This is a genomic window from Streptomyces sp. NBC_00090 (assembly GCF_045160815.1).
Lineage (GTDB): Bacteria > Actinomycetota > Actinomycetes > Streptomycetales > Streptomycetaceae > Streptomyces.
The window spans coordinates 1,442,909-1,466,716 of record NZ_CP108224.1; the positions used below are offsets into that span (position 1 = coordinate 1,442,909).

General features: G+C 73.5%; 23 protein-coding genes and 3 pseudogenes. 6 read left to right on the forward strand and 20 right to left on the reverse strand.

Annotated elements, in window-relative coordinates:
- Positions 1–126: 126 nt before the first annotated feature.
- From OG361_RS06205 to OG361_RS06215, 3 genes and pseudogenes are all read right to left on the reverse strand, one after another.
- Positions 127–849, reverse strand: a complete 723-nt coding sequence (locus OG361_RS06205; protein ID WP_405852303.1) for a dienelactone hydrolase family protein — start codon at positions 847–849, stop codon at positions 127–129.
- Positions 850–1,254: 405 nt separating this feature from the next.
- Positions 1,255–1,773, reverse strand: coding sequence for a pyridoxamine 5'-phosphate oxidase family protein (locus OG361_RS06210; protein ID WP_405852304.1), 519 nt, complete (start codon positions 1,771–1,773; stop codon positions 1,255–1,257).
- 40 nt (positions 1,774–1,813) lie between these two features.
- Positions 1,814–2,014: pseudogene (locus OG361_RS06215) on the reverse strand (transposase family protein); the annotation flags it as partial.
- A gap of 105 nt (positions 2,015–2,119) precedes the next feature.
- Here OG361_RS06215 and OG361_RS06220 point away from each other — a divergent pair.
- Complete coding sequence (locus tag OG361_RS06220) at positions 2,120–2,734, forward strand: SMI1/KNR4 family protein (protein ID WP_405852305.1); 615 nt, start codon at positions 2,120–2,122, stop codon at positions 2,732–2,734.
- A 143-nt stretch (positions 2,735–2,877) separates the two neighbouring features.
- On the opposite strand, the pseudogene OG361_RS06225 reads toward OG361_RS06220, so the two are convergent.
- The 9 genes and pseudogenes from OG361_RS06225 to OG361_RS06265 all read right to left on the reverse strand — a co-directional run.
- Positions 2,878–2,973, reverse strand: a pseudogene (locus OG361_RS06225) (IS5/IS1182 family transposase); the annotation flags it as partial.
- A 220-nt stretch (positions 2,974–3,193) separates the two neighbouring features.
- The gene (locus OG361_RS06230) at positions 3,194–3,841 is read right to left on the reverse strand and encodes an alpha/beta hydrolase (RefSeq protein WP_405852307.1); all 648 of its coding nucleotides are present in this window, start codon (positions 3,839–3,841) and stop codon (positions 3,194–3,196) included.
- Positions 3,838–4,662, reverse strand: coding sequence for a DUF1295 domain-containing protein (locus OG361_RS06235; RefSeq protein ID WP_405852308.1), 825 nt, complete (start codon positions 4,660–4,662; stop codon positions 3,838–3,840). Before OG361_RS06235 ends, OG361_RS06230 begins: the two co-directional genes overlap by 4 nt.
- Positions 4,659–6,077, reverse strand: a complete 1,419-nt coding sequence (locus OG361_RS06240) for a class I SAM-dependent methyltransferase (RefSeq protein ID WP_405852309.1) — start codon at positions 6,075–6,077, stop codon at positions 4,659–4,661. Before OG361_RS06240 ends, OG361_RS06235 begins: the two co-directional genes overlap by 4 nt.
- A complete protein-coding gene (locus OG361_RS06245; RefSeq protein WP_405862104.1) occupies positions 6,074–6,973 on the reverse strand; it encodes a DUF1365 domain-containing protein in 900 nt (299 codons plus the stop codon). Before OG361_RS06245 ends, OG361_RS06240 begins: the two co-directional genes overlap by 4 nt.
- Positions 6,974–7,113: 140 nt before the next feature.
- On the reverse strand, positions 7,114–8,370 hold the full coding sequence (locus OG361_RS06250; RefSeq protein WP_405852310.1) for an NAD(P)/FAD-dependent oxidoreductase: 1,257 nt from the start codon (positions 8,368–8,370) through the stop codon (positions 7,114–7,116).
- Positions 8,371–8,624: 254 nt separating this feature from the next.
- A pseudogene (locus tag OG361_RS06255) lies at positions 8,625–9,323 on the reverse strand (sigma-70 family RNA polymerase sigma factor); the annotation flags it as partial.
- 269 nt (positions 9,324–9,592) lie between these two features.
- A complete protein-coding gene (locus OG361_RS06260; protein WP_405852311.1) occupies positions 9,593–10,966 on the reverse strand; it encodes a cryptochrome/photolyase family protein in 1,374 nt (457 codons plus the stop codon).
- 96 nt (positions 10,967–11,062) lie between these two features.
- Complete coding sequence (locus OG361_RS06265; protein ID WP_405852312.1) at positions 11,063–12,736, reverse strand: SDR family oxidoreductase; 1,674 nt, start codon at positions 12,734–12,736, stop codon at positions 11,063–11,065.
- A 246-nt stretch (positions 12,737–12,982) separates the two neighbouring features.
- Between OG361_RS06265 and OG361_RS06270 the strand changes: the two genes are divergently transcribed.
- The 4 genes from OG361_RS06270 (at position 12,983) to OG361_RS06285 (ending at position 17,313) form a co-directional block, all read left to right on the forward strand.
- The gene (locus OG361_RS06270; protein ID WP_405852313.1) at positions 12,983–13,474 is read left to right on the forward strand and encodes a MarR family winged helix-turn-helix transcriptional regulator; all 492 of its coding nucleotides are present in this window, start codon (positions 12,983–12,985) and stop codon (positions 13,472–13,474) included.
- A gap of 112 nt (positions 13,475–13,586) precedes the next feature.
- A complete protein-coding gene (locus OG361_RS06275; RefSeq protein ID WP_405852314.1) occupies positions 13,587–15,917 on the forward strand; it encodes an MMPL family transporter in 2,331 nt (776 codons plus the stop codon).
- Positions 15,918–16,012: 95 nt separating this feature from the next.
- A complete protein-coding gene (gene sigK, locus OG361_RS06280) occupies positions 16,013–16,537 on the forward strand; it encodes an ECF RNA polymerase sigma factor SigK (protein WP_405862106.1) in 525 nt (174 codons plus the stop codon).
- A complete protein-coding gene (locus OG361_RS06285) occupies positions 16,534–17,313 on the forward strand; it encodes an anti-sigma factor domain-containing protein (protein WP_405852315.1) in 780 nt (259 codons plus the stop codon). The genes sigK and OG361_RS06285 overlap by 4 nt, the downstream gene beginning before the upstream one ends.
- Before the next feature lie 126 nt (positions 17,314–17,439).
- On the opposite strand, the gene OG361_RS06290 is transcribed toward OG361_RS06285, so the two are convergent.
- The 6 genes from OG361_RS06290 to OG361_RS06315 all read right to left on the reverse strand — a co-directional run bounded on the left by OG361_RS06290 (position 17,440) and on the right by OG361_RS06315 (position 21,394).
- Positions 17,440–18,135 carry a DUF6230 family protein gene (locus OG361_RS06290; RefSeq protein WP_405852316.1) on the reverse strand — a complete coding sequence of 232 codons (696 nt, stop codon included), beginning with the start codon at positions 18,133–18,135 and terminating at the stop codon, positions 17,440–17,442.
- On the reverse strand, positions 18,132–18,749 hold the full coding sequence (locus OG361_RS06295) for a hypothetical protein (protein ID WP_405852317.1): 618 nt from the start codon (positions 18,747–18,749) through the stop codon (positions 18,132–18,134). The genes OG361_RS06290 and OG361_RS06295 overlap by 4 nt, the downstream gene beginning before the upstream one ends.
- Positions 18,746–19,228: a DUF6114 domain-containing protein gene (locus OG361_RS06300; protein ID WP_405852318.1), complete on the reverse strand. Its 483-nt coding sequence runs from the start codon at positions 19,226–19,228 to the stop codon at positions 18,746–18,748. Before OG361_RS06300 ends, OG361_RS06295 begins: the two co-directional genes overlap by 4 nt.
- The gene (locus OG361_RS06305; protein ID WP_405852319.1) at positions 19,222–19,965 is read right to left on the reverse strand and encodes a DUF6230 family protein; all 744 of its coding nucleotides are present in this window, start codon (positions 19,963–19,965) and stop codon (positions 19,222–19,224) included. The genes OG361_RS06300 and OG361_RS06305 overlap by 7 nt, the downstream gene beginning before the upstream one ends.
- 32 nt (positions 19,966–19,997) lie before the next feature.
- The gene (locus OG361_RS06310) at positions 19,998–20,492 is read right to left on the reverse strand and encodes a DUF6114 domain-containing protein (RefSeq protein ID WP_405852320.1); all 495 of its coding nucleotides are present in this window, start codon (positions 20,490–20,492) and stop codon (positions 19,998–20,000) included.
- A gap of 197 nt (positions 20,493–20,689) precedes the next feature.
- The gene (locus OG361_RS06315; RefSeq protein ID WP_405852321.1) at positions 20,690–21,394 is read right to left on the reverse strand and encodes a cholesterol esterase; all 705 of its coding nucleotides are present in this window, start codon (positions 21,392–21,394) and stop codon (positions 20,690–20,692) included.
- 190 nt (positions 21,395–21,584) lie between these two features.
- Here OG361_RS06315 and OG361_RS06320 point away from each other — a divergent pair, with 190 nt between their 5' ends.
- The gene (locus tag OG361_RS06320) at positions 21,585–22,193 is read left to right on the forward strand and encodes a TetR family transcriptional regulator (RefSeq protein WP_405852323.1); all 609 of its coding nucleotides are present in this window, start codon (positions 21,585–21,587) and stop codon (positions 22,191–22,193) included.
- Between the two features lie 11 nt (positions 22,194–22,204).
- On the opposite strand, the gene lepB is transcribed toward OG361_RS06320, so the two are convergent.
- A complete protein-coding gene (lepB, locus tag OG361_RS06325; protein WP_405852324.1) occupies positions 22,205–22,873 on the reverse strand; it encodes a signal peptidase I in 669 nt (222 codons plus the stop codon).
- A 141-nt stretch (positions 22,874–23,014) separates the two neighbouring features.
- The gene (locus tag OG361_RS06330) at positions 23,015–23,806 is read right to left on the reverse strand and encodes an SMI1/KNR4 family protein (protein WP_405852325.1); all 792 of its coding nucleotides are present in this window, start codon (positions 23,804–23,806) and stop codon (positions 23,015–23,017) included.
- Positions 23,807–23,808 lie beyond the last annotated feature (2 nt).

A 23,808-nucleotide genomic window follows, 5' to 3' on the forward strand; every position in this document is an offset into this window, starting at 1 on the left:
GGGCCCCTGCCGAGAGTTCGGCAGGGGCTCGCAGTGCAGAGAGCCGCGGTGGGCCGGGACCTGTCCTTGAGGACCGGCATCCTGGCCGTACCGCTTACCGTCTGCTGTCGGCCTGACGGCCCGGCCTCACTTCAGGTGCCGGCCGAAGAACCGGTTCCCGTCCTCGACCTCGAACCACGGGGTACCGGTGTGTCCGCCCAGATTGGCGTGCAGCGTCTTCTCCGTGGTGCCGAACGCCTCGAACAGGTCCAGGGCCCGTCGCCGGGGGTTCCCTTCGTCGTCCCACTGCAGCAGGAACAGCAGCGGAATGGTGACCTGCCGGGCCTCCTCGCGCTGGGCGCGGGGCACGTAACCCCCGGCGAAGAAGCCGGCGGCCGCGATGCGCGGCTCGACCACCGCGAGGCGGATGCCGACGGCGGTCCACCCCGAGTACCCGACCGGGCCGCCGATCTCGGGCAGCGCAAGGAGAGCGTCCAGGGTGGTGCGCCATTCCGGGACCGCCTTTTCGACCAGCGGGCCGACGAGGGACTCGAAGATCTCGTCGACCGGCTCGCCGGCCTGCATCGCCCGGCGGAGGTCGGCGCGAGCCTGCTCGTCGGCGGCGGAAAGGGGCCGGTCGCCGCACCCGGAAGCGTCGATGGTGGCCACCGCGTAGCCGCACGCCGCAGAGTGCCGGGCCCGGGCCACCAGCCGGGCCGCCCCCTTGGGCAGGCCGTTGTTGTGGGCCATCAGAATCAGCGGGACCGGTGCGGTGGATTCAGGCGTCCACAGGGTGCCGGGGATCTCGCCGAGGGTGAATTCGCGTTCGAGGACGCCGTCGTCGAGGCGCCGTTCGGAAGTGAAATGCATGGTCGTGCCTTTCGGGAGTGCTCGTGAACGGCGCTCCCGGACGACCTGCCTATCGTCCGACCGTGACCCCGGAGGGGAGCACCCATGTCGATACTGCGTTCACGGGTACCACCTCCTCGTTCTCTCGCACGGCCTCCGGAAACGTAGCAGTGCCGCCGTGGTCCGCCAAGCAGGTTTTTGCGGAGACTCCGTGCGGTGTCAGCGGAGTCGTTTCGCCACCACCTGCTCCGGGTCGTGCCCCGTCGGGCAAGAGGTTCCCCGGCTCCTCGGCGACACCGCGGATGCCGAAGGAAGGTCGAGCTGTACGTGGCGGTCCGGCGTGACCACCGTGGCGGCACGTTGATGCGGAGCCCGAGGAACGCCCAAGGCCGACCGCCCCGGCATCTGGCCGAAGAACCCTGGTGGCTACCGGGCCGGTCCGGTCCAGAACTGCCGCGGTGCGAACCCCTCGCGCCGCAGCCAGTGCTCGGTATAGACGATCCGTTCGGCCTCGATCACGACGAGCGGCCCCGACGGGGGTTCGTCGAGAGAGCGCGACCGTTCGACATGGTCGGACTGCCAGCGGAAGGCCGGCCAGTAATGCTCGAAGTCCGGGTCGTCTTCAGACAGCACGCGAGCCTGCCCGAAGAGCTGAGCACCTCGGCTGCCGGCCTGCCCGACCAGCGGAGCGAAGATCCCGACCGACACCCGGGGATCCGCGGCAAGGTTCCGCATCTTCGGCGAACCAGCGGCCGTGGAGAACATCACCGCGAAGTCGAGGTGGAAGTACCGCACCGGCGTTGCCAGCGGCCCCTCAGGTCCCGCCGTCGCGATCACGCACATGTTCTGCGACGACAGCAAGTTGAGTATGCGCTCTTCCAGACGCTCGCGATCGAGCCGCATCTTCGGGGACGGGCCGGCCAGCCACGGATTGGTCACAGACATGATCAACTATCCCATGGCCCGCCCCGGGGTTCTCCGCCTGGACCGCGTGGTGAAGGCCGCTGCCGCGCTGGCGGCAGTCGCGGAGGATCTCGTAGTGCTTCATGCGGGCGGAGGCGTGCTCGACGCGGGCCCGGACCCTGCGGTGTTCGGCGTTGTCCTCCTCCTCGCCGGGAAGGAGGGCTCGTCCGGGGCGTTTGCGGTGCGGGACGACAAGCCCGGTACACGGCCACCAGCAGCACCCGGTCGACCAACGGCAGGCACCACGGACGGACCACCAGGCCCGTTCCCGCCCGCTCATGTCAGCGTGTTCTCGTAGGCTCTTGGCGGTCTGATCGAAGGGATTGCCATGGAAGACCCGACGGGTATCGCAGCGCTGGCCAGGGTCCTTCCTCCGGATCTCGGCACTGACGAGGAGATCGACTGGGCGGCCGCGGAGGCGCGGTGGGGCATGCGGCTTCCGCGGGACTACATGGCCTTCATGTCCGTGTGGGGTGCCGGCTCTTTCGGGGAGGTCTCCGGTGGGGAAGTCTCCGTCCTCATGCCTCTGTCGAAGGAGTACATCCAATGGGATCCCGGGACCTTCGAGGAGGAGACGGAGAACGCTCGCTACACCTGGGAGATGCTGGACGGCCAGGAAGGCCTCGACATCAACCCGGACCACATCCTCGCCTGGGGCGTCACCTCCGGTGCGGACATCCTGTGCTGGCTGACCACCGACCCCGATCCTGAACAGTGGCCGGTCCTGGTCTGCGGTCGCCACACCCGTGACGACTTCACCCTGTTCTCCTGCGGCATGGTCGAATTCCTCCGCAAGCTGCTCCTGGACGAGTTCGACCCTTACCCGATCAGCATCGATCTCCGCGACGCCTCACCGCGCTACGTGCACTGGCTATCGCAGCAACGTCGCTGGCAGGCGGGCTTGGACCGGTACTCCGGTGAACCACGGCCCGCCACCCGGTAGGGGGTGTCGCGGCCCTGCTGTTCACAGCCACTCGTTGAGGGCTGCGATCAGCACGGTCGCGTGTTATCGGACGGCGAGCATGTCGTAGCTCGTGGCGACCGCGCGTTGGCGCTTCAGGCGGTTGATCCCGCACTCGACGGCATGGCGCTGCCGGCGGTGACGAGCAGGGACAGTGGTTTTTGTCCCTGCTCGACCGCCAGGTGCAGCTTGGTGGTCAGGCCGCCGCGCGAGCGCCCGAGGCCGTGGTCGTCAGGCTCGGTGTCGATGCTTCCGGGAGGCTCCTCCGCAGGTCCCCAAAAACTCGTCGACATCTCCTCAGCCGTTGATCGCCAACTGCCGCCGCAAGTCTTCGACAAACGGCGGCGCTTGAAGTCAACGAAGCCAAGCCACCGGTCGTCGGTCGTCGGTCGTCAGCCACCGGTCGTCAGCCATCAGTCGACGCGCACCGGTCGAGCGGCCTCAGCCGTGTGAGAGGAGCGCGGCCGTGAGTTCGGCCGCGCGGCGGTGCCAGAGGTCGGCGCCCCGGAGCATGGCGTGGCCGCCGGTCGGCATCGGGATGCCCGCCGCGTCGGCGCCCGCCGCCCGGGCCCTGCGGACGAAGTCCCAGGACTCGCGGGCCGAGGTGACGCGGTCGGTCTCGTCGTGGAGCACGTAGAGGCGCCGGCCGCCGAGGTGGTCCACGGGCTCGTCGGCGGGGCACCACGGCGCCAGGGCGACGACCCCGCGGACGGCAGGGTCGCCCGCGGCGCGCAGCGCGGCGCGACCGCCCATGGAGTGGCCCACCAGGACGACGGGCACGGACCCCGCCTGCTCCCGGACGCGCGCGAGGGCCGTCTCGGCGTCCCGGGCGGCGTCCGCGCGCGGCCCGTTCCAGCCGCGGTGGCGGTAGCGCACCTCGGCGACCAGCACGTCCCGGCCCCGGACGGCCCGGGTCACGGCGGCGGCGAAGGGGCGCATCCGCAGCGCCGGCAGGTTGAGCGCGGGCGGCGGCTCGGGACCGTCGGCTCGGCCGCCGTGGAGCAGCAGCACGGCCGCGGTGGGCACGGCCGGCGCGCTGCGGACGATCAGGGCGCTCGGATCGGCACGCCGTGTGCGGCAGCCGTTCATCGCGCGACCGTCCCGCTCGCGCGCCGGCGCGGTGGCCGGGGGAAGAACCCGCTCGTGCGGGCCGTGTAGGCCGCGTATCCGGGCCGCTGCGCCATATGGGCCTCCAGGAGTCGCTTGCCGCTTCCCCGGATGAGCAGGCCGCTCATGACGAGAGGGGAGACGACCGTGAGGGCCGCAGTCTGCCAGGTCGCACAGGCCGTCAGATACAGACCCCACCAGACGAGGAAGTCACCGAAGTAGTTGGGGTGCCTGGTCCAGCTCCACAGCCCCCGGTCCATGACGCGCCCGCGGTGCGCGGGGTCGGCCTTGAACCGGGCGAGCTGGTGGTCCCCCACGGCCTCGAAGAAGAGACCGACGGCCCAGACGGCGAGCCCGAGCAGGGCCAGGACGTCGAGGGGCCGTGGCAGGTACGCCGCGGCCTGGACGGGGAGGGAGACGAGCCAGACGAGGGCGCCCTGGAGGAGATAGACCGTCCGCAGGGCGTAGAGCGTCGGGCTGCCCGGGGCGCGGGCGAGCATGCGGGCGTACCGGGGGTCCTCGCCGTGGCCGCGTCCGCGCCGGGCGATGTGCGCGGAGAGGCGGAGCCCCCACACGGCGGTCGCCTGGACGACCGCGATCCGGCGCCCGTCGTCCCCGTACCCGGCCGACAGGAACCAGGTGACCACGGCGACGGCGGTGAAGGCGAGACCCCAGGCGACGTCGACGATCCGGTGCACCCCCTTCACGGTGGCGACGGCGAAGGTCAGCAGCATGACCGCGAGCGCGGCACCCGCCGACACCGCCAGGTTGAGGCCGAGGGCACCCGCGTCGACGCCGGTCACGCCCTGTCTCCGTCCCTGACCAGCAGGAGTTGGCGCACATCGAGGGCGCGGGCGCGGAACCCTGCCTCCGAGTACGCCAGGTAGAGCTCCCACATGCGGCGGAAGACACGGTCGAAGCCGAGAGCCTCGACGGCCTCGGCCTCCCGCAGGAACCGTTCCCGCCACAGGCGCAGGGTCTCGGCGTAGTGCGCGCCGAATCCGGTGTCGCGGGTGATGCGCAGTCCTGCGGCAGCGCTCTCCCGGACGATGGCCGTCGGGGAGGGGATGAGGCCGCCGGGAAAGACGTACGCGCTGATCCAGGTGTGGGTGCGCGCGGTGGCGAGCATCCGCTCGTGGGGCATCGTGATGGCCTGGAGCGCGACGCGCCCGCCGGGGGCGAGGAGGCGGTGCAGCGCGCCGAAATAGGCGGGCCAGTACTCGGCGCCGACCGCCTCGATCATCTCGACGCTGACCACCGCGTCGTAGCTGCCCTCGACCTCCCGGTAGTCCCGCAGCTCGACGGTCACCCGGTCGGCCACGCCGGCGTCGGCGATCCGCCGCAGGGCGAGCGCGCGCTGTTCGGCGGAGAGGGTGACGGTCAGGACGCGGGCTCCCCGGGCGGCCGCGCGGATGGCCAGCTCTCCCCAACCGGTGCCGATCTCCAGGAGGTTGGTCCCGGGGCCCACCTCGGCCAGGTCGAGCAGCCGGTCGATCTTGCGGTGCTGGGCTGCGGTGTGGAGCTCGGGCGTGGCGGGGAGCGCGGCGAAGACGCCCGAGGAGTAGCTGAGGCTCGGGTCGAGGAAGAGGCCGAACAGCTCGTTGGAGAGGTCGTAGTGCCGGTGGACGTTCTCCCGTGCCCCGTCGAGGGTGTTGCGGTCGTGGGCGGGCCTGCGGCGGACCCAGGCACCGCGCAGCCGGCGCAGGGGGGCGGGCACCAACTCGTCCACGTGGGCGGCGAAGACGGTGAGGAGCCCGGCGAGGTCGTCGCTGTCCCACTCGCCCGCCATGTACGACTCGCCGAAGCCGATGAGACCGCGGGCGGCGATCCGCCGGTGGAAGGCGGCGGGGTCGTGGAGCGTGAGGGTGGGCGGAGTGCTGGACGGGGCGGTGGGGGCAGATGGCTTGGAGGGGGTGGTGGGGACAGTGGGCTCGGAGGGGGTGGTGGGGACAGTGGGCTCGTAAGGGGCGGTGGGCTTGGAAGGGGCGGAAGGCTCCGCGGGCGCGGACTGCGCGGGGATCGTGAGGGCCGGGCCGCCGCCCTGACGGACGCGGATCGGGAGCCCGGAGAGGGCGCGCTCCACGATCCGCCGGGCGACGGCGGTACGCAGGGCGGAGACCCGCGGAAGCCGGGCGACGTCGGGCCAGCGCGCCGGATCCACGGTCGGGTTGCCGCGTACGGCGTCGGCCGGACGGACCGAGGGGAGGAAGAACGTCACAGCGTGCCTTCTCGGGTGGATGGGGTGGACGGCGTGGAGGGCGTGGACGAGGTGGAGGGCGTGGAGGGCGTGGAGGGCGTGGAGTGCGTGGAGTGCGTGGAGTGCGTGGACGAGGTGGACCAGGTGCAGCGGCGCCGGGCCCCTGGCCGGGGCTCGGACCGGGATTCCGGCTGATTACGGGGGCGCGGATGGACGGGAAGTCCCTTGAGGTACAGGCGGATTCCGTGCAACCGGATGCCGATGGAGACCGCGGCCGTGGACCACGGCCGGCGCAGCGCGACGGCCAGCAGCGTGCGCGTCGTGGCCGGGCGGTACCGTCCGCGGACCGTGGCCGTCAGGGGCCGTGAGCCGTCGTCGTGGCACAGCTGGACGGTGAGGTCGAGGCGGTCGCCGGGGAGCGGCAGTCGCATCCTGTATCCGCCCTCGACGTCGAAGAACGGCGAGACGGGGAAGTCCTTGGCGACCTGTGCGCCGTCGTGCGCGTCGGGGCGCAGCAGGTAGCAGTGGCGCCCTCCGTAGGTGTTGTGCACCTCGGCGACGACGCAGACCGGGCTCCCGGCCCGGTCGTGGCACCAGTAGAGGGTCAGGGGGTTGAACACGTACCCGAACACGCGCGCGTGGCCGAGCATCAGGACCCGGCCGTCGGCGTTCCGTACGCCGTGGGACGTGAGGTACCCGTCGAGTGCCGCGCGCAGGGTCGGTGCCGTGCCGTCGAAGTGGTCGCGGGGGTCGAAGCGGGCGAGGGGGCGCAGGAGGCGGGGCGGCCTCGGCAGGGCGTCGAGGTCGACGAGCCAGAGGTACGTCCGGTGGCGGAACCCGTACCGGATCGGGCGCACGCGCGTGTGGACGACCTCGGACAGGTAGAGGGCGGGGACGCGGGGCGTGGACGCGGGCACCGGCACGGCGGCCCGGGCGTCGGCGGAGGAGTGGGCGTCGGCGTCGGCGTCAACGAAGGCGTGAGCGTTGGCGGAGGAGTGGGCGTCAACGGAGGCGTGGGCGTGAGCGTCGGCGGAGGAGTGGGCAGCGGAGTGGGTGGTCACCACCTCACCCCCAGCGCTCGGGCCGCCTCGACGCCGGAGCGGCAGCCGTCCTCGTGGAAACCCCAGCCGTGGTGGGCGCCGGCGTAGGCGGTGACGGCGGTCCGGAGTGCGGGGAGTTCGCGCTGCGCGGCGACGGACTCCGGTGTGTAGACCGGGTGTTCGTAGACCGTGCGGGCCAGGACGGCGGACCGGTCGAGCCGGTCGTCCGCGTTGAGGGTGACCAGATGGGGCTCGCTGACGGGGAGCCGCTGGAGCCGGTTCATGTCGTAGCTGACCTGGACGGTGTCGGGCCGGGCCGTGCAGGAGGGGAGCCGGTAGTTCCAGGAGGCGCGGGCGTGCGGTGAGCGGGGCAGTACGGAGGTGTCCCGGTGGAGGACCGTGGGGTTGCGGGAGTACGTGAAGGCGCCGAGGACGCGCCGCTCGTCGGGGGTGGGGTCGGCGAGGAGCCGCAGGGCCCGGTCGGCGTGGACGGCGACGACGACGGCCGCGTGGGTGGCCGTCTCGCCGTCCTCGGTGGTCACGCGCACGTGGTCGGTGCCACGGGCGATCGCGCGAACGGGCGTGGCGGTCCGGACGGAGGCGATCCCCTTGGCCACGCGGTCGACGTAGGCGGCGGATCCGCCGGTGACGGTCTTCCACTGCGGGGAGCCGCTGAGGGAGAGGAGCCCGTGGTGGTCGAGGAAGCGGAAGAGGTACGCCGCCGGGTAGCGCAGCGCCGTGTCCGCCGGGCAGGACCAGACGGCCGACACGAGGGGGATGGCGAAGTGCCCGGTGAAATACGGGGAGAAGTGATGGTCCCGGAGGAAGGCGCCGAGCGTCGCCGTGTCGTCCCCGGTCGCGAGCAGCCGCCGGGCGGCACGGTGGAAACGGGGTACGTCCGCGAGCATCCGGAGGTACCGTCCGCGCCGGAGGTTGCCACCGCCGAGGAGACCGCGCGGGCCCCGGGCGCCCGCGTACTCCAGGCCGCAGCCGTCGCACCGTACGGACATGGTCATCTCGGAGTCCTGCGTGGAGACGCCCAGTTCGCGGAAGAGGCGGAGCAGGTGCGGGTAGGTGCGCTCGTTGTGGACGATGAATCCGGTGTCGACGCGGACGGTGCCGCCCTCGCGGGTGGGCAGTTCGTGCGTGTGGGCGTGGCCGCCGAGCCGCCCCTCGGCCTCGTACAGCACGACGTCGTACGCCCGGGACAGCACGTGCGCCGCCGTCAGTCCCGCCACTCCCCCGCCCACCACCGCGACACTTCGCCGGTCCATCGTCTCCACCCTTCGTGTCCGGACCCCTCGACGATCGGTACGTGAGGTGCCCCTGCCAGTACTTCGGTGCCGCGGGCCCGTCGGATGGGCCCGGTTTCCTCCGGTGCCGCTCAGCCGGCGGCCGCCCGGTCCGCGAGCGCCCCGCCCGTGCCCGCCGTGCTCGCGAGCGCCCCACCCGCGAGCGCTCCGTCTGAAGCCGCCCCGCCCGAAGCCACCACGCCTGAGGCCGCTCCGCCCGAAGCCGCTCCGCCCGTGGCCGATGCGGCGTCGAGGCTGCGGCGCATCCGCTGGAGTCCCCGGCGCGCGTGACTCTTGACGGTGCCCAGCGGCAGGCCCGTCCGGCGGGCGATCTGCGTCTGTGTCAGGTCCCCGAAGAACGCGAGGGTCAGCACGTCGCGCTGGACGCGCGGCAGGAGCGCGAGTTCGCCGGTGACCACGATCCGGTCGAGGACGTCCTCGGGCCCCTCCCGCGTGCCGGCGGCCGGCGGCAGGGCCGCGCCCGCGGCGGCGACGAGGGCGAGTCGGCGCGTCCGGGCGGTGAGGGCGTCGGCGGTCTTCCGCCGGGTGATGCCGACCAGCCAGGCGGGCACGGGGCCGCGCTCGGGGTGGTAGCCGGCACGACCCCGCCAGGCGGCGAGGAAGACCTGCTGGGTCACGTCCTCGGCCTCGCGCGGGTCGCCCAGGGCGCGGGCGGCCAGGGTGTGCACGAGGCCCGCCCAGCGCCGGTGGGCGAGGGCGAGGCAGTGCTCGTCGCCGCGGGCGAGCCCCCGGCCGATCTCCTCGTCGGAGAGCGCGTCGCACGGCTCTCCCCGAGGCGCGTCGCCCACGCCTGGCGCGTCGCCCACGTCCGGCACCCCGCCCGGGTCCGGCACGCCGCCCACGTCTCGCGAGTCGCGGACATCGGGCGGGCAGCACGGGCCCAGGGGACGGACGGGGGTGAGTACGGCGGTCATGGCGGGGCCTCCTCCCGGGGCTCGGTGCGCCCGGCTCCTTCAGCGTCCGGCCCAGGAAGGAGGTGCCTCAACTCGCATCGATCGTGCGTCGTATCTCCCGCTTGCCCGCCCTCGGCCCCGCCCCGGCACCGGCCTCAGCCATCGCCTCGCCCCCTCCCTGCCCCGGCCCGGGTCCCGGCCCAGCCTCAGTCCCTGCCTCGGCCCGCGGGTCCCGGCCCAGCCTCAGTCCCCGCCCCGGCCCCGGTCCCGGCCCCGGTCCCGGCCCAGCCTCAGTCCCTGCCCCGGGCGTGCCGGAAGCGGGCGAGACCCTCGGCGAGGTCCACGATCGGGTCGGGGTACTCGTACGAGGCCCGCTCCAGGCCCTTCAGCCGCCAGGGTTCGTGGATCGCGGCGCCCGGCAGGTCCGCCAGCTCCGGGACCCAGCGGCGGACGTAGGCGCCGTGGGGGTCGTACCGCTTGCCCTGGAGCACGGGGTTGAGGACCCGGTGGGGCCGGCTGTCGGTCCCCGTCCCGGCCACCCACTGCCAGTTGAGCTGGTTGTTGGCGACGTCGCCGTCCACCAGGAGGCCGAGGAAGTGCCGGGCGCCCTCGCGCCAGTCGACGTAGAGCGTCTTGGTGAGGAAGGAGGCGACGAGCAGGCGGCCCCGGTTGTGCATCCAGCCCTCGTGGGCGAGTTGGCGCATGGCCGCGTCCACCACGGGGTAGCCGGTCCGGCCCTCCCGCCAGGCGAGCAGGTCCGCCTCGGCCTCCTCGCCGCGCCGCCAGAGGTCGAGCCGGGGGCGGTAGTCCTCGACGGCCGTCTCCGGCCGCGCCGCGAGCACCTGGTGGTGGAAGTCCCGCCAGCACAGCTGTCGTACGAAGGCCTCGGCCCCCGCGCCACCGCGGGCCCGCGCCCGGTGGACCACCTCGGTCGCCGACACGGCCCCGAAGTGGAGGTACGGCGAGAGGCGCGAGGTCGCGTCGCCCGCGAGGTCGTCGTGGCGTACCTCGTAGTCGTCGGCGTGCCGGGACAGCCAGGCCCCGAGGATCCGGCGCCCCATGCCCTCCCCGCCCGCGGCGAGGCCCTCGGACGTGTCGGCGACGGAGTCGCGCGACGGGAGCCCTTCGGAGCGCGGCCCCTGCGGCACCGGCACCGACCGGGGCGCCGCGAGGGGGGTGCGGAGCGGTTCGGCGGCCCAGCGCCTGAAGTAGGGGGTGAACACCGCGAAGTGGTCGGAGCCCTGCGGGGTGACCTCCCCGGGCGGTACGACGGTGGTCACGGCGTCGTGCACGTACAGCCGGCGTCCGTCGGACTCCAGGGCGTGCCGCAGCCGCTTCTCGCGGGCCCGGGCGAAGGCCGTGTGCCCGGCGGCCATGTGCACCTCGTCGGCGTCGGCCTGCCGCGCCACGCCGCAGACCTCGGTCACCGTGTCGCCGCCGCGGACGACGAGCCGGCCGCCACGCTCCTTCAGCCCGGCGTCGAGGTCGGCCAGGCAGTCGGCGAGGAAGGCGAGCCGGTTGGGCGCCGCGAACCCGGCCCGGTCCACCGCGGGGTCGCGGACGAACAGGGGCACGACCTCCCGTGCCCCGTCCAGGGCCGCGTGCAGTGGGGGATGGTCGTGCAGGCGGAGGTCGGAGGTGAAGAGGACGACGGAGACGGTCATGGCGCCACTCCCGGAGGTCGGCCACCGGACGGGCCGCGGGGGCCGGGCCCGGTGGGCTGCTGTGCGTGCGTGCCGCCCCTTCTCCGGCACGCCGGTTCACGGATGCGGAGGTCCGGTGTCCGTATCCGATCGGGTGGTGGACGGACGTGCAGAGTCGACGGAGGAGGTACGGGCCGAGGACGGGCGTGCCGAGTCGACAGAGGGCGTACCGGCCGAGGACGGGTGTGCCGAGTCGACGGCGGGCGTACGGGCCGAGGACGCGCGTGTCCCGGCGGCCCGCTCGGCCGTCCGCGCGATCTTCCTCGCCATGCCGCCGAAGACCACGGCGTGGAACGGCGCCACGCTCCACCAGTACACCTGCCCCGCGAGGCCCCGCGGGTGGAAGAGCGCACGCTGGCGGTAGCGGGTCCGTCCGGTGTCGTCCCGCTCGACCCGCATCTCCAGCCAGGCGAGGCCGGGAAGCCTCATCTCGGCCCGCAGCCGGAGCAGGCGGCCCCGCTCGATCTCCTCGACCCGCCAGAAGTCGAGCGCGTCACCGACCCTGAGGCGCTGGGCGTCGCGCCGCCCCCGGCGCAGCCCCACGCCGCCGCCGAGCCGGTCGAGCCAGCCGCGTACGGCCCAGGCAAGCGGGAACGAGTACCAGCCGTTCTCCCCGCCGATCCCCTCGACCACCCGCCACAGGGCCTCCGGGTCGGCGTCGACGGCCCGTTCGCGCTCGTCGGTGTACAGGCTGCCGCCCGCCCAGTCGGGGTCGGTGGGCAGCGGGTCGCTGGGGGCTCCGGGCAGCGAGGCGGAGGACCAGCGAGTGGTCACCCGGGCCTCCCGCACCCGCTGGAGGGCGAGGGTCAGGGCGCGGTCGAAGGGGACGGGCGTGCCGGGCGGGTCGGGTACGTGCTCGGCGATGTCGTGCTCGCCGCAGACCACCTCGTACCGCAGCGACTCGGCGAGCGGGCGGGCCAGGGCGGCGGGCACGGGGGTGACGAGGCCGATCCACTGGCTGGAGAGGCGCGGGGTGAGCATCGGGACGGGCACGATGAGCCGTCGGGGCAGTCCGGCGACCTTCGCGTAACGGATCATCATGTCGTGGTACGTGAGGACGTCCGGGCCGCCGATGTCGAAGGCGCGGCTGACCTCCTCCGGCATGCGCGCGCTGCCGACGAGGTAGCGGAGCACGTCGCGCACGGCGATGGGCTGGACGCGGGTCCCGACCCAGCTCGGCGTCACCATCACGGGGAGCCGTTCGGTGAGGTAGCGGAGCATCTCGAAGGAGGCGGAACCGGAGCCGATGACGACGGCGGCCCGCAGGACGGTGGTCGGTACGCCGGAGCCGAGCAGGATCCGGCCGACCTCGGCCCGTGAGCGCAGGTGCGGGGAGAGCTCCCCCTCGGGAACGTCCGCGGGGGTGAGTCCGCCCAGGTAGACGATGCGGCGCACCCCGGCGGCGCGGGCCTCCTCGGCGAAGGTCCGGGCCGCGCGCCGGTCGGTCTCCTCGAAGTCGTGCCCGGATCCGAGGGAGTGCACGAGGTAGTAGGCCACCTCCACGTCGCGGAACGCGGGCCGCAGGGTCGCCGCGTCGGTGACGTCCCCCCGGACGATCTCCGCCCGGTCCGCCCAGGGATGGTCCCGGAGGTTGGCGGGGGTGCGGGCGAGGCAGCGGACGCGGTGGCCGGCGTCGAGGAGTTCGGGCACGAGCCGGCCGCCGATGTAGCCGCCGGCGCCCGTCACCAGACAGAGGGCGCCGCGGGAGGTGCTCCGGGGATCCGTCGCCATGGAGTGTGCTCCGTTCCGTACCGGGGGATGTGCCGGGACCGGGGGATGTACCGGGACCGGGGATGTGCCGGGACCGGGAAGTACCGGACCCGTATGTAACAGGCGGGATCCGGATGTCCCCGGACGTATCCGGATGTACCAGACCCTCGCTGGACCGGGACCCCCGCGTCGGGGGTGGCCACCATGGATTCTTCTCCGCCCGCGGCCCGGGCGGATGCGCGGGAGCGATGTCTATAGGCTGAACGCGTGGCCCGCGAAGAAGACCGAGACGCTACCGCCGCCCCCGAGGGCACGGCGGCTGACCTGCAGAGCTTCGCCATCGCGCTGCGGCGGACGCAGGGCGAGATCAATCGCCTGGTGCACGGCTTCGCCCAGGCACAGGGGCTGCACCCCACGGACGTGCAGGCACTGGCCGTGGTCCTGGACAGCCCCGAACCACTGACGCCGGGCCGGCTCCGGGAGCATCTCGGGCTCACCTCCGGGGCGGTCACGGCCTGTCTCGACCGGCTGGAGAAGGCCGGGCACATCCGCAGGTCCCGGGAGAGCGCGGACCGCCGGGTCGTTCACGTGCGGTACGAGGACGGGGCGAAGGCCGCGGCCAGGCAGCACTTCCTGCCGCTGGCGGAGGCGACGGAGCGCACACGGGAGCAGTTCGACCCGGCGGAGCTCTCGGTGGCCCTCCGCTTCCTGAACACGCTGAACGACGAGCTCGGAGCCCTGCGCGTACCGCGCCGCTGAAGCGGTGCATCCGACCTCGCGACCCCGACCGAAGAGGCGTCGAGAACACCATGATACAAATCTCTCTCAATCATTGAGATAGTTAATGGTCGAGATATGACTCGGAGTCCCGATGCCACGCTCCCTCCGCCGAATCCGCCTCCTCCTGCCCCTGGCGCTCCTCGTCGCCTGGCTGGCCGTGGGCGGCGGTCTCGGCCCCTTCGCCGGACGTCTCGGCGAAGTCGCCACCAACGACCAGGCGGCCTTCCTGCCGCGCGGCGCGGAGTCCACCCGCGTCATCGAGGAGCAGAAGGCGTTCCGCACCTCCGGGACCGTGCCCGCGATCGTGGTGTGGACCGCGCGGGACGGCGGGCCGCTGAACGCCGACGCGGCCGCCGGGGCGACCCGGGCCCTCGCCCCGCTGGCGGGCCGTCCGGGCGTCGCCGGCCCGCCCTCCCCTGCCCTGGCATCCGACGACGGTCTGGCGCTGCGCGCCGTGGTCCCGCTGCGGCCGGAGCTCGGCGACGCCCTGCCGACGACGCTCGACACGATCCGGGAGGCGGCGGCCTCGGTGCCGGGGACGACCGTGTGGCTCGCGGGGCCGGCCGCCACCCAGGCCGACCTCTCCGGCGCCTTCTCCGGAATCGACGGGCTGCTGCTCGGGGTCGCCCTGGCCGCCGTGCTGCTGATCCTGCTGGTCGTCTACCGGAGCGTCCTGCTGCCCCTGATGATCATCCTGGGCGCGGTCTTCGCCCTCGGACTGGCCTGCGCCGTCGTGTACGTGCTCGCCGACGCAGGCGTCCTCAGGGTCGACGGCCAGGTCCAGGGCATCCTGTCCATCCTGGTGATCGGCGCCGCGACGGACTACGCGCTGCTTCTCGCGGCCCGGTACCGTGAGGAGCTCTCCTCGCCCGGCTCGGACCGCTACGCCGCGATGAACCGGGCCCTGCGCCGCTCCTTCGAGCCGATCGTCGCGAGCGCCGCGACCGTCGCCCTCGCCCTGATCGCCCTGCTCGTGAGCGACCTGGCCAACAACCGGGCGCTCGGCCCCGTCGGCGCCATCGGCATCGTCTGCGCGGTCCTCAGCACGCTCACCTTCCTCCCGGCGGCCCTGGTCCTCACCGGCCGCGCCGCCTACTGGCCGGCCCGCCCGAAGCAGACCCCGACCGCGCAGACCCCGGCCGAACCGGCGCCTGCCGAACCGGCCCCGACCCCGACCGACGCGAAGCAGACCTCGACCGAACCGGCCCCGACCAACGCGACCCCAACCCCGGCCCCGGCCGGCCCGGCGCCCGCCCCGAAGGGCGGTCAGGCCGTCTGGCACCGGATCGCCGCCCTCGTCGACCGCGCCCCCCGCAAGGTCTGGGCCGTCACCCTCGCCGGGCTCCTGGCCTGCGCCGCCTTCGCCCCCACCCTGAACTCCCGGGGCGTCCCCTTCGACGAGATCTTCGTCAACGACGCGCCCTCCGTCGCCGCGCAGGAGACCCTCGGCCGCCACTTCCCCGGCGGTGCCGGCAATCCCGCGGTGATCATCGCCGACGCCGGCGCGGTCGCCGGAGTGGTCGCCGCCGCCGAGGGCGTCGAGGGGGTCGACTCGGCGTACCCCGTGAACGCCGCGGGCCGCCCGGCCCCCGGAGCGCCGCTCGTCGTCGACGGCAGGGTCCGCGTCGACGCCACCCTCACCACCGCGGCCGACAGCGACGCGGCCCGGCAGACCCTCGCCCGGCTCCGTACCGCCGTCCACGCCGTCCCCGGGGCGGACGCCCTGGTCGGCGGCTCCACCGCCCAGCAGTACGACACCCAGCGCACCGCCGCGCGGGACCGCGCGCTCATCGTCCCGGTGGTCCTGGCGATCATCCTGCTGATCCTGGTGGCGCTGCTGCGCTCCCTCGTGCTGCCGCTGCTCCTCGTCGCCACCGTGGCGCTCAACTTCGCCGCGACCCTGGGAGTTTCGGCCCTCGTCTTCGAGCACGTCCTCGGCTTCACCGGCACGGACGCCTCCGTGCCGCTGTACGGCTTCGTCTTCCTCGTCGCGCTCGGCGTCGACTACAACATCTTCCTGATGTCCCGGGTACGGGAGGAGTCGCTGCGCCACGGCGTGCGCGAGGGGGTCCGGCTCGGCCTGACCGCCACCGGGGGCGTGATCACCTCGGCGGGCGTGGTGCTCGCGGCGACCTTCGCCGCGCTCGGTGTGATCCCGCTGGCCTTCCTCGTACAGATCGCCTTCATCGTCGCCTTCGGCGTCCTGCTCGACACCCTGGTGGTCCGCTCGCTCCTCGTCCCGGCGCTGGTCCGGGACCTCGGCCCGGCCGCGTGGTGGCCCGGCGCCCTGAGCCGCCTCCCCACGGCTCACGGAAACACAGACACAGACACAGACACCGACACCGACACCGACGACGGAAACCAGAACGAGAGGGGAAGGACCGACCAATCCACCGGGTCCGCCGCTCCGAAGCAGGGGTGAACCCGAGGACACGCAGGAGGGCACATCCGGTGAGAGAGCACGCACGCGTCGGCGGCGGTCCGGCCCCGGAACGGGGCGGCGGGCTGCCGGAACTGATGGTCCAGGTGGCACGCGGGGACAGCGACGCCTTCGCCGCCGTCTTCGACCAGGTCTCCGGGCCGGTCCTGGGCGTGGTCCGCTCCGTACTGCGCGATCCCGCCCAGTCCGAGGAGGTGACGCAGGAGGTGATGGTCGACCTGTGGCGTTCCGCCGCCCGCTACACGCCGGAGCGGGGCTCCGTCCTGAACTGGGCGCTCACGCTCGCCCACCGCCGCGCGGTGGACCGGGTGCGCTCCGAACAGGCGGCCTCGGACCGGGCCCGGCGGGTCGCCCTGCTCGATCACACTCCCGCGTACGACGAGGTCACCGAAGAGGTGGAGAACCGCCTCGACCGCGAGCGGGTACGGCGCTGCCTCCGGGGTCTCACCGAACGCCAGCGCCAGTCCGTCACCCTGGCCTACTACCGCGGTCTGACCTACCGCGAGGTCGCCGAGCTCCTCGCGCTGCCGCTCGGGACCGTGAAGACCCGGATGCGCGACGGGCTCATCCGGCTCCGCGACTGCCTGGGGGTGACGGCATGAGCACCGGCGACCTGCACACGCTGACCGGCGCCTACGTCCTCGACGCCCTCGACACGGAAGAGGAGCGGGAGGCCGTCGAGCGGCACCTCGCCCACTGCGCCGGGTGCGCCCAGGAGGTCCGCGAGCTCTCGGAGACCGCCGCGCGGCTCGGCCTCGCCGCCGCCGAACCCGTCGGCCCGGCGCTGCGCGCCGAGGTCCTGCGCCGGATCGCGGGCGTGCGCCAGCTCCCCCCGGTGACCGTGCCGGTCGACGGCCGGTTCCGCGGCGACGGCCGGTTCCGCGGCGGCGGCCGCGGCCTGCGCCGGCTGCCGCACTGGGCACTGGCCGCCTCGCTCGCCGCCGCGGTGACGCTCGCCGGTGTCGCGGGCCTGGAGTACCGGCGCGCCGAGGAGGCCGGCCTCCGGGCGACCCGGGCCGAGGCGAGCGCGGCGGCCGTCGCGGCCGTGCTGGCGGCGCCCGACGCCCGGGTCTCCACCGCGCGTCTGGCGGACGGCGCCGTGGGCACGCTCGTCCACTCCCCGTCCCTGGACCGGGCGGTGTTCGCGGCGGCCGGGATGCCCGCGCCGCCGGACGGCAAGGTCTACCAGCTCTGGTACGACGTGGGGGGAACGATGCGGTCGGCCGGTCTGATGGCCTCGGGTGCGACGACCTCGACCACCCTGCTGGAAGGGCCCGCGAACCGGTCCGCCGGCATCGGCATCACCGTGGAGCCCGAGGGCGGCTCGCCCCGCCCGACCTCGGCCCCGGTCGCCACGATGGCGATGCCGGAGGCCTGACGCCATCGGCCCGGCCGCCCGCCGGACGTACGGTGTGGGGACCCTACGCAGTACCGCCGGGCCGTACGGCGTGGGGACCCTACGCCGTGCGGCCCCGACCCCGGCCCCGGCCCGCCCTCACGGCGTTCAGGGCGTACCGACGGGTGCCGGCGGGGTGGGGCAGGCGACCGTGCCCGGCCTCACGGCGAGCTCGAGCCGGGGGGTGGTGAGGAGGCCGGGGATCTGGAAGTCCTGGGCCGTGCCGACGATCCGGTCGAACTTGGCGTATCGCGCCTGGATGCCGAAGCGGTGCTGCGGACTGTTCAGCGGGTTGCCTACGTACGCGCCGGAGGCGTCCTTGACCGTCTTCACGTCGGCGCCGTTGACGTTGAGGTCGACGATGCCGTCCATGTCGAGGACCCCGGTGGCGTTCCGCAGGTCGAGGACGGTGTTCTTGGTCCGGATCTCCCAGGAGCCGGGGTTGTCGTCGCCGAGGGTGAGCAGCAGCGTGTACGTGGCTCCCCCGATCTGCTGCCGCCGGCTCAGACACAGGCCGTTGAGCATGCCGTCCGCGAAGCCCATGCGGAGCACGCGCACGGTGCCGGTGGAGCCGTCGGGCCGTACGACGGTCTGGTCGACGACCGCGGCCCCGTACTGCGTCCCGTACAGACTGCTGGTGGTGAAGTCGACGGGACGGTCCTGGATCCGGAGGCCGACGGCCAGCGCGCCGCTCGCCATCGCGGATCCGAGACCGGCCGCCGACAGGAGGGCGGGCACGGCGACGGCGAGCGAACGGCGCCAGTGCGTACGCCCTTCCGGCCAGGGGCGGTCGTGGGGGCTCACGGGCTGGTCACCGTGATGGTTCCGGGGAGGTGGACGGGGTTGTCGGTGGAGTCGAGGGCCGCGTGGTCGTCGACCGTACGGATCGCGTAGATGTCCCCGGCGAAGTCCTCGGCCCCCGCCGTCAGCGGGATCAGGGAGCCGAAGAAGTCGAGCAGCCCCTGCACGCCGCAGATCTTGACGAGGACCCGGACGCAGACGTTGGTGATGTTCCCCCACATCGTCGTCGTCTCGGGCTTCCCCGCACTGTCGTAGCCGCCGAGGGAGCCCTCGTCCGGCACGTCGATGGTGACGGTGTGCCCGGCCGTCCGCTGGGTCACGCTCATGTGCGAACGGATCTTGAGCTTGGTAAAGGTGTACTGCGTCGTCGTCCGCGTCGTGCCGTCGGAGAGCCGGATGGTGACGTTCCTGTCGACGGTCATCGAGACGGCGACCATGCTCGCGATGGTCACGTGCAGCGGGTCCGGGGAGGGCAGGAACGGCACGCCCAGCGGCTCGGGCGCGGCGGCCGCCCGGCCGGCGGCGCTGCTCGGCTGCCCGGAACAGACGGCCGTGGCGACGGCGAGCGCCAGGGCGGCCGTCACGGCGACGAGCTTGTGCCGTACCGCGCGCGTCACCGCTCCACCACCTTGTCCAGCGCCCTGCCCACCGGCCTCTCCGGCTCCACGTCCGGCTCCGCGTCCATTTCCGTGTCCAGCTCCGCGTCCGGCTCCGTCCCCACCGCCCCGCGGCGCGGGCGCTTCGCGCCCCAGCCCACCGTCATCGAACCGCCGAGGACCCCGAGGGCCATGCCGAGGAGGAATCCGCCGAGGTTGGAGACGACGAGCGAGACGACCGCGAGGACCACGCCGATGAGTCCGAAGGTGTAGCGCTGGGCGGGCAGCGCCATCGGGATCAGGCCGCACAGGATCATCCCGCCGCCGACGAGATGGCCGGCCACTCCCCCGAAGCCCGTGCTCACGATCAACTGGAGCGAGCTGAGGGAGAACTTGAGCACGGTCCAGCCCCCCGCGACCAGCCACACCCCGCCCCAGAACGGCCGCGTACGACGGAAGGCCCGGAACCACACGTACGCGGCCCTGCCCCGGCTCAGCACGACGTGGCCGTTCCCGCGACGACCCTGATCCTGAGGTCCGGCAGGACGAGCGCCCCGGCCATCTCGGCGTCGTACGCCGTCGCGTTCAGCCCGTGCAGCCTGATCGAGCTGTCGCCCTCACCGCCCGCCGAGCCGAGTCCGAACCCGCCGGGCAGCGCCCCCGTGAGCGGCTTGCCGGCCACGGTGACCTGGTCGGCGGACTGGCCGAGGACCGCGTTCTGGAGGGTGGTGGGGCCGTACGCCTGGAGTTCGGTGGCCTGGATGTAGAGGTTCGACGCGTCGATGTCCGTGGTGAAGGCGCCGGGTGGAGTGGCCGGGGTGGCCGTCACCTTCTGGCCGCCCGTCAGGAGCAGCGAGTACGGGACTCCGGCGATCGTCTGGTGGACGATGCCGCAGAGTCCGGCGAGCCCGGCGCTCGCGAAACCGACGCGTGCCATCGCCGTGTGGGTGGTCGTCGTGCCGTCCGCGCGCGCGACGGCCGGGGTGTTGACGATGGCGCCGAAGCCGGTGCCCTCGACCCCGTTGGAGGTGAGGGTGAAGGGCTGCCCGGTGACGCTGAAGTTGGCGGCGAGCGCACCCTGCGCGAGGGCCGTGCCCAGGACCCCGACGGCGAGCGCCGAGGGGACGAGGGCGAGCGCGCCGCGCCCCCAGCGGGTACCGCGCCGGGTGCCGTCGGCCGCCTCGGCGAGCATGCGGGAGTTCCAGTCCGCGGCGGCGCGGGGGCCGTTCGCTTTCATACGGGCTCGCATACGGGCGAGTGTCATGCGTGTCATACGGATCCGCTCCCAACGGATACGGGCGGTACGGGCGTTTCGGCGGCCGGCCCCGTACGGCGGAGGAGCCCTCCGCGCCGCCCCAGGGGCTTCTCCGGCAGCCAGGCGAAGGCCATGGAGCCGCCGAGGACGGAGAGGAACATTCCGACGAAGAGTCCGCCGAGGTTCGACAGGGGGAAGGAGGCGACTCCCGCGATCACGGCGATGACGCCCGCGGTGTGGCGCTGACCGGGGAGCAGCAGGATGAGCAGGGCCATCGCCATGAGGACGACACCGCCGGCCATGCCCGCGATGCCTCCGACACCGACCTGGAGGATCTTGCCGAGCGGTGCCATGGGCAGGAAGAAGACGACGAAGCCACCGGCGCCGGTCCAGACGGCCGCCCAGAAGGGCCGGGTGCGGCGCCAGCGGCGGAAGGCGCGGCGGGCTCGGTGCGGGGCGGAGTCGGGAGTCGGGGCTCCGGTCGGCTCGGGCGGCGGGTCGGTGGTCATGGGCCCTCGCAGTCGGGGATCGGGGGGCCGGGGATCCGCGTCCTTCGCGGGGCGCGGATCCCCGGTCCGTGGCGCCACGGGCAGGCCGTGCAGACGCACGGTCAGAGGATGTTCGGCTCGGCGAACGCCCGGCTCAGCGAACGCCCGGCTCAGCGAACGCCCGGCTCAGCGGACGCCCGGCTCAGCGGACGTTCGGCTCAGCAGGGCTTGTCGCCGTGGGCGACCGCGATCGCCAGGTCGGGCAGGGTGATGGCGCCGGAGATCGTGGCGCCGTTGGCGTCGGCGTTGAGGTTCTTGATGTCGGTCCGGCCGCCGGTCGCGTCCAGGCCGAACTGGCCCGGGGTGCCGTCGGTGATGCCGGTGCCCTTGATCCCGGCGCCGTCGGCGGCGGCGCCGATCACGTTCGGGGTGGTGTCGCTCGCGTTGAGCGTGGCCGTGGCCGCCTTGAGGGACTGGGCGTCGAGGACGAGCTTGTTCGCCTGGAGCCCGGCTCCGGCGACGAGTTGGTCGCTGGTGAGCGGGGTCGCCGCCGCCGGTGAGGAGATGTTGAGCGACCAGGTGCCGAGGCTGCCGATCACCGGGAGGTCGACCGACTGGACGGCGTGGACGCAGATGCCGTCGAGACCCGCCTTGGCGATGCCGACCTCGGCGGCGCCCTTGGCCCCTCCGGCGTCGATGGTGTGCAGGACCGCGCCGATGCCCTGCGGCGCGGCCACGGTCTTCGAGCTGAGGGTGAACGGGACGCTCGTCAGCGAGAGGTTCGCGGCGAGCGCGCCCTGCACCATCGCCGTGGCCATGGCCGCCACGGCCGCGGCCGCGGGCAGGGCCAGGAACGCCGATCTGCGCCAGCGGGTGACCCCTCCGGTCTCTTCTCCGGTCTCTTCTCTCGTCTCTTCCTGCATGTGCTCTCCAACCGTCGTCCCGTGCCGTCGGCGCGGGTGGGGATGTGAACACAGCCGTGCGTCCCGCGGCCGGACGGTCGGAGACGCATGACACTTTGTGGCTGCCTGTTCGAGAATTGGACAGTTGCTCAAGATGTGTCAACACTCTGGACAATCCTGGGGAGAATTCCCGCTGGACTAGGCTGGCCCGATGGCACGGTTCAGGGAGACGGTCCGGACGCTGCTGCGCGAACGCCTGCTGGACGCCGCGTTCGACGCGGTGGCGGAGCGCGGCTTCGACAAGCTCCGGATGGCACACCTCGCCGGCGCCGTCGGCGTCAGCCGGCAGACGCTGTACTCGGAGTTCCCCTCCAAGGAGGCGGTCGGCGAGGCACTGTTCCAGCGCGAACTGGAGCGCTGCCTCCTCGGCATCCAACAGGGCCTGGACGCGCACCGGGACGACCTGCGCGCGGCCGTGGAGGCCGCCGTCGGATTCACGCTCACGCTGGCCGGCCGGAACCCGCTGATCAAGGCCATGCTGACCAGCACCGGCGAGGACGGCCTCCTCCCCTACCTCACCACCCGCTCGGCGGCGGCCTTCGAGACCGCGACGGCGATGGCCGACGCGTACGTCACGGAGGCCTGGCCCGAAGTGGACCCGGTCGCGCGCGAGTTGGCCGTGGACGCGGCGGTCCGGCTGACCACCAGCCACATCGTCCAGGCCTCCGCCTCTCCCGAGGAGTCGGCCCGCCGCGTCGCGGACACCGTGGTGCGGGTCGCGCTGAGCACCGGTCACGAGAGCCTCGCACCGCGCGGATAGAAGACACCCCCCTACGGCCCGGGCCCGGCCCCCTGCCCCGACCCCGACCCCTGCCCCTGCCCCGACCCGGCCTCGACTCCGAGCCCCGGGTGTTCCTCCAGTACGGGCCGGTTCCCGAGGCCCGGAGAGGCGGAGACGGGGAAGGCCCGCAGACCGACCCTCCCCTCGACGCGGCCGAGGTCGCCCCAGCCGTACGCCCGGGAGTCGTCCGAGAGATCGGGGTTGTCGCCCAGATAGAAGAAGGCGCCCTCGGGTACGGTCCGCAGCTCCGGCCGCGCCGACCGGGTCCCGTCCGGCGCGCAACAGGCGCCCGTACGGCGGGCCTGCGCCACCCACTGCGACGCCACCACCCGGCGGACGGGACCCTGCCCCCGTTCCTGGAGGAGGACCTCGAAGGGCCGCTCCGGTGTGGAGACGATGGCGACGCGGTCCCCCGGCAGGCCGATCACCCGCTTGACGAGCAGCGCGTCCCTGCCGGTCGCACGGAGCAGGACGACGTCGAAGCGGCTCACCTCGCCCGCCGACCCCGGGGCGACGAGGACCCGGTCCCCCTCCCGGAGGGTGGGGGACATGCTGGTGCCGTCGACGCGGACGCCCAGGGAGGTGACGGCGACCGCCGCGAGCAGGCAGAGCAGGACGCCGGCCCCGAGGACGGCGCCGGCCGCCCGGCGCGCGTTCACCGGCGGCCGGTGGGGTCCGGGGGCCGCGGGGCGCCGGACCGGTCGATTTCGGTCATGGCGGGACGGTAGGCCGGACGGCGGGCGGCGGCTGTGACCGTACCGCTCACGGATATTGACCGTGCACGGCCCCCCGGTACGCCCCTACTCTCCGAGGAGCCGCGAGTTGGGCAGGAATCGGTGCCTGTCCTCCGGGTCGACCATGTCGTCGAGGTCGGTGAAGTAGTACGACGTGGTCGTCCCGGCCACCACGTCGAGGAGGAACCGGCTGCACGACACCGGATGGGCCTCCCAGAGGGGGCCGCGCCCCTCGTTGAGGATGACGGTCCACTCCTCCGGTTCGACACCGGGCCGGACCAGCCAGTACAGGACGTGTCCCGAGCCTTCCGCGTATCCCCAGGGCACCAGCCGGACCTCGCCGTCCTGGAGTTCCGGCGGCTTCTCCTCGCCGATCTCCCAGAGTCCGGCGAGGATCTCCTCGCGTTCGGCGGTCTGGGCGACCAGGTCGTACATCGCGTCCGGGCAGCCCGGCTCCAGCAACCAGATCGCGCCCGCGAAGACCCCGCCGCCGTACGTCCCGACAAGCCGCTTGTAGTCGGCCGGGAGGGCGGTGCCCAACGTATCCTCCACGGCCGCCCACCGCACGGTCCGGCCGTCGCCGGACGGCGGGCAGAGGCGTACCAGCGGTGCGGTGTGGCGCAGGCTGCGGGCCGTCCGGATGTCGCTCGGCAGGGCGCTGAGCCGCGGCGGAGTCCTGGTCGCGTCCAGTACCACCGCGCGCATCCGGTCGCCGACCGCGGCGCGGGGGGCGTCCGACCACCAGGAGGGGTGCTTGGTCAGGTTGATGAAGCCTTCGTGCCCGTCCGCGCGGACGGCGATCCCCACCGGAGCCACGCCCGTCACGACCACGTCGCACTCTTGATGGTCGACAAACATGG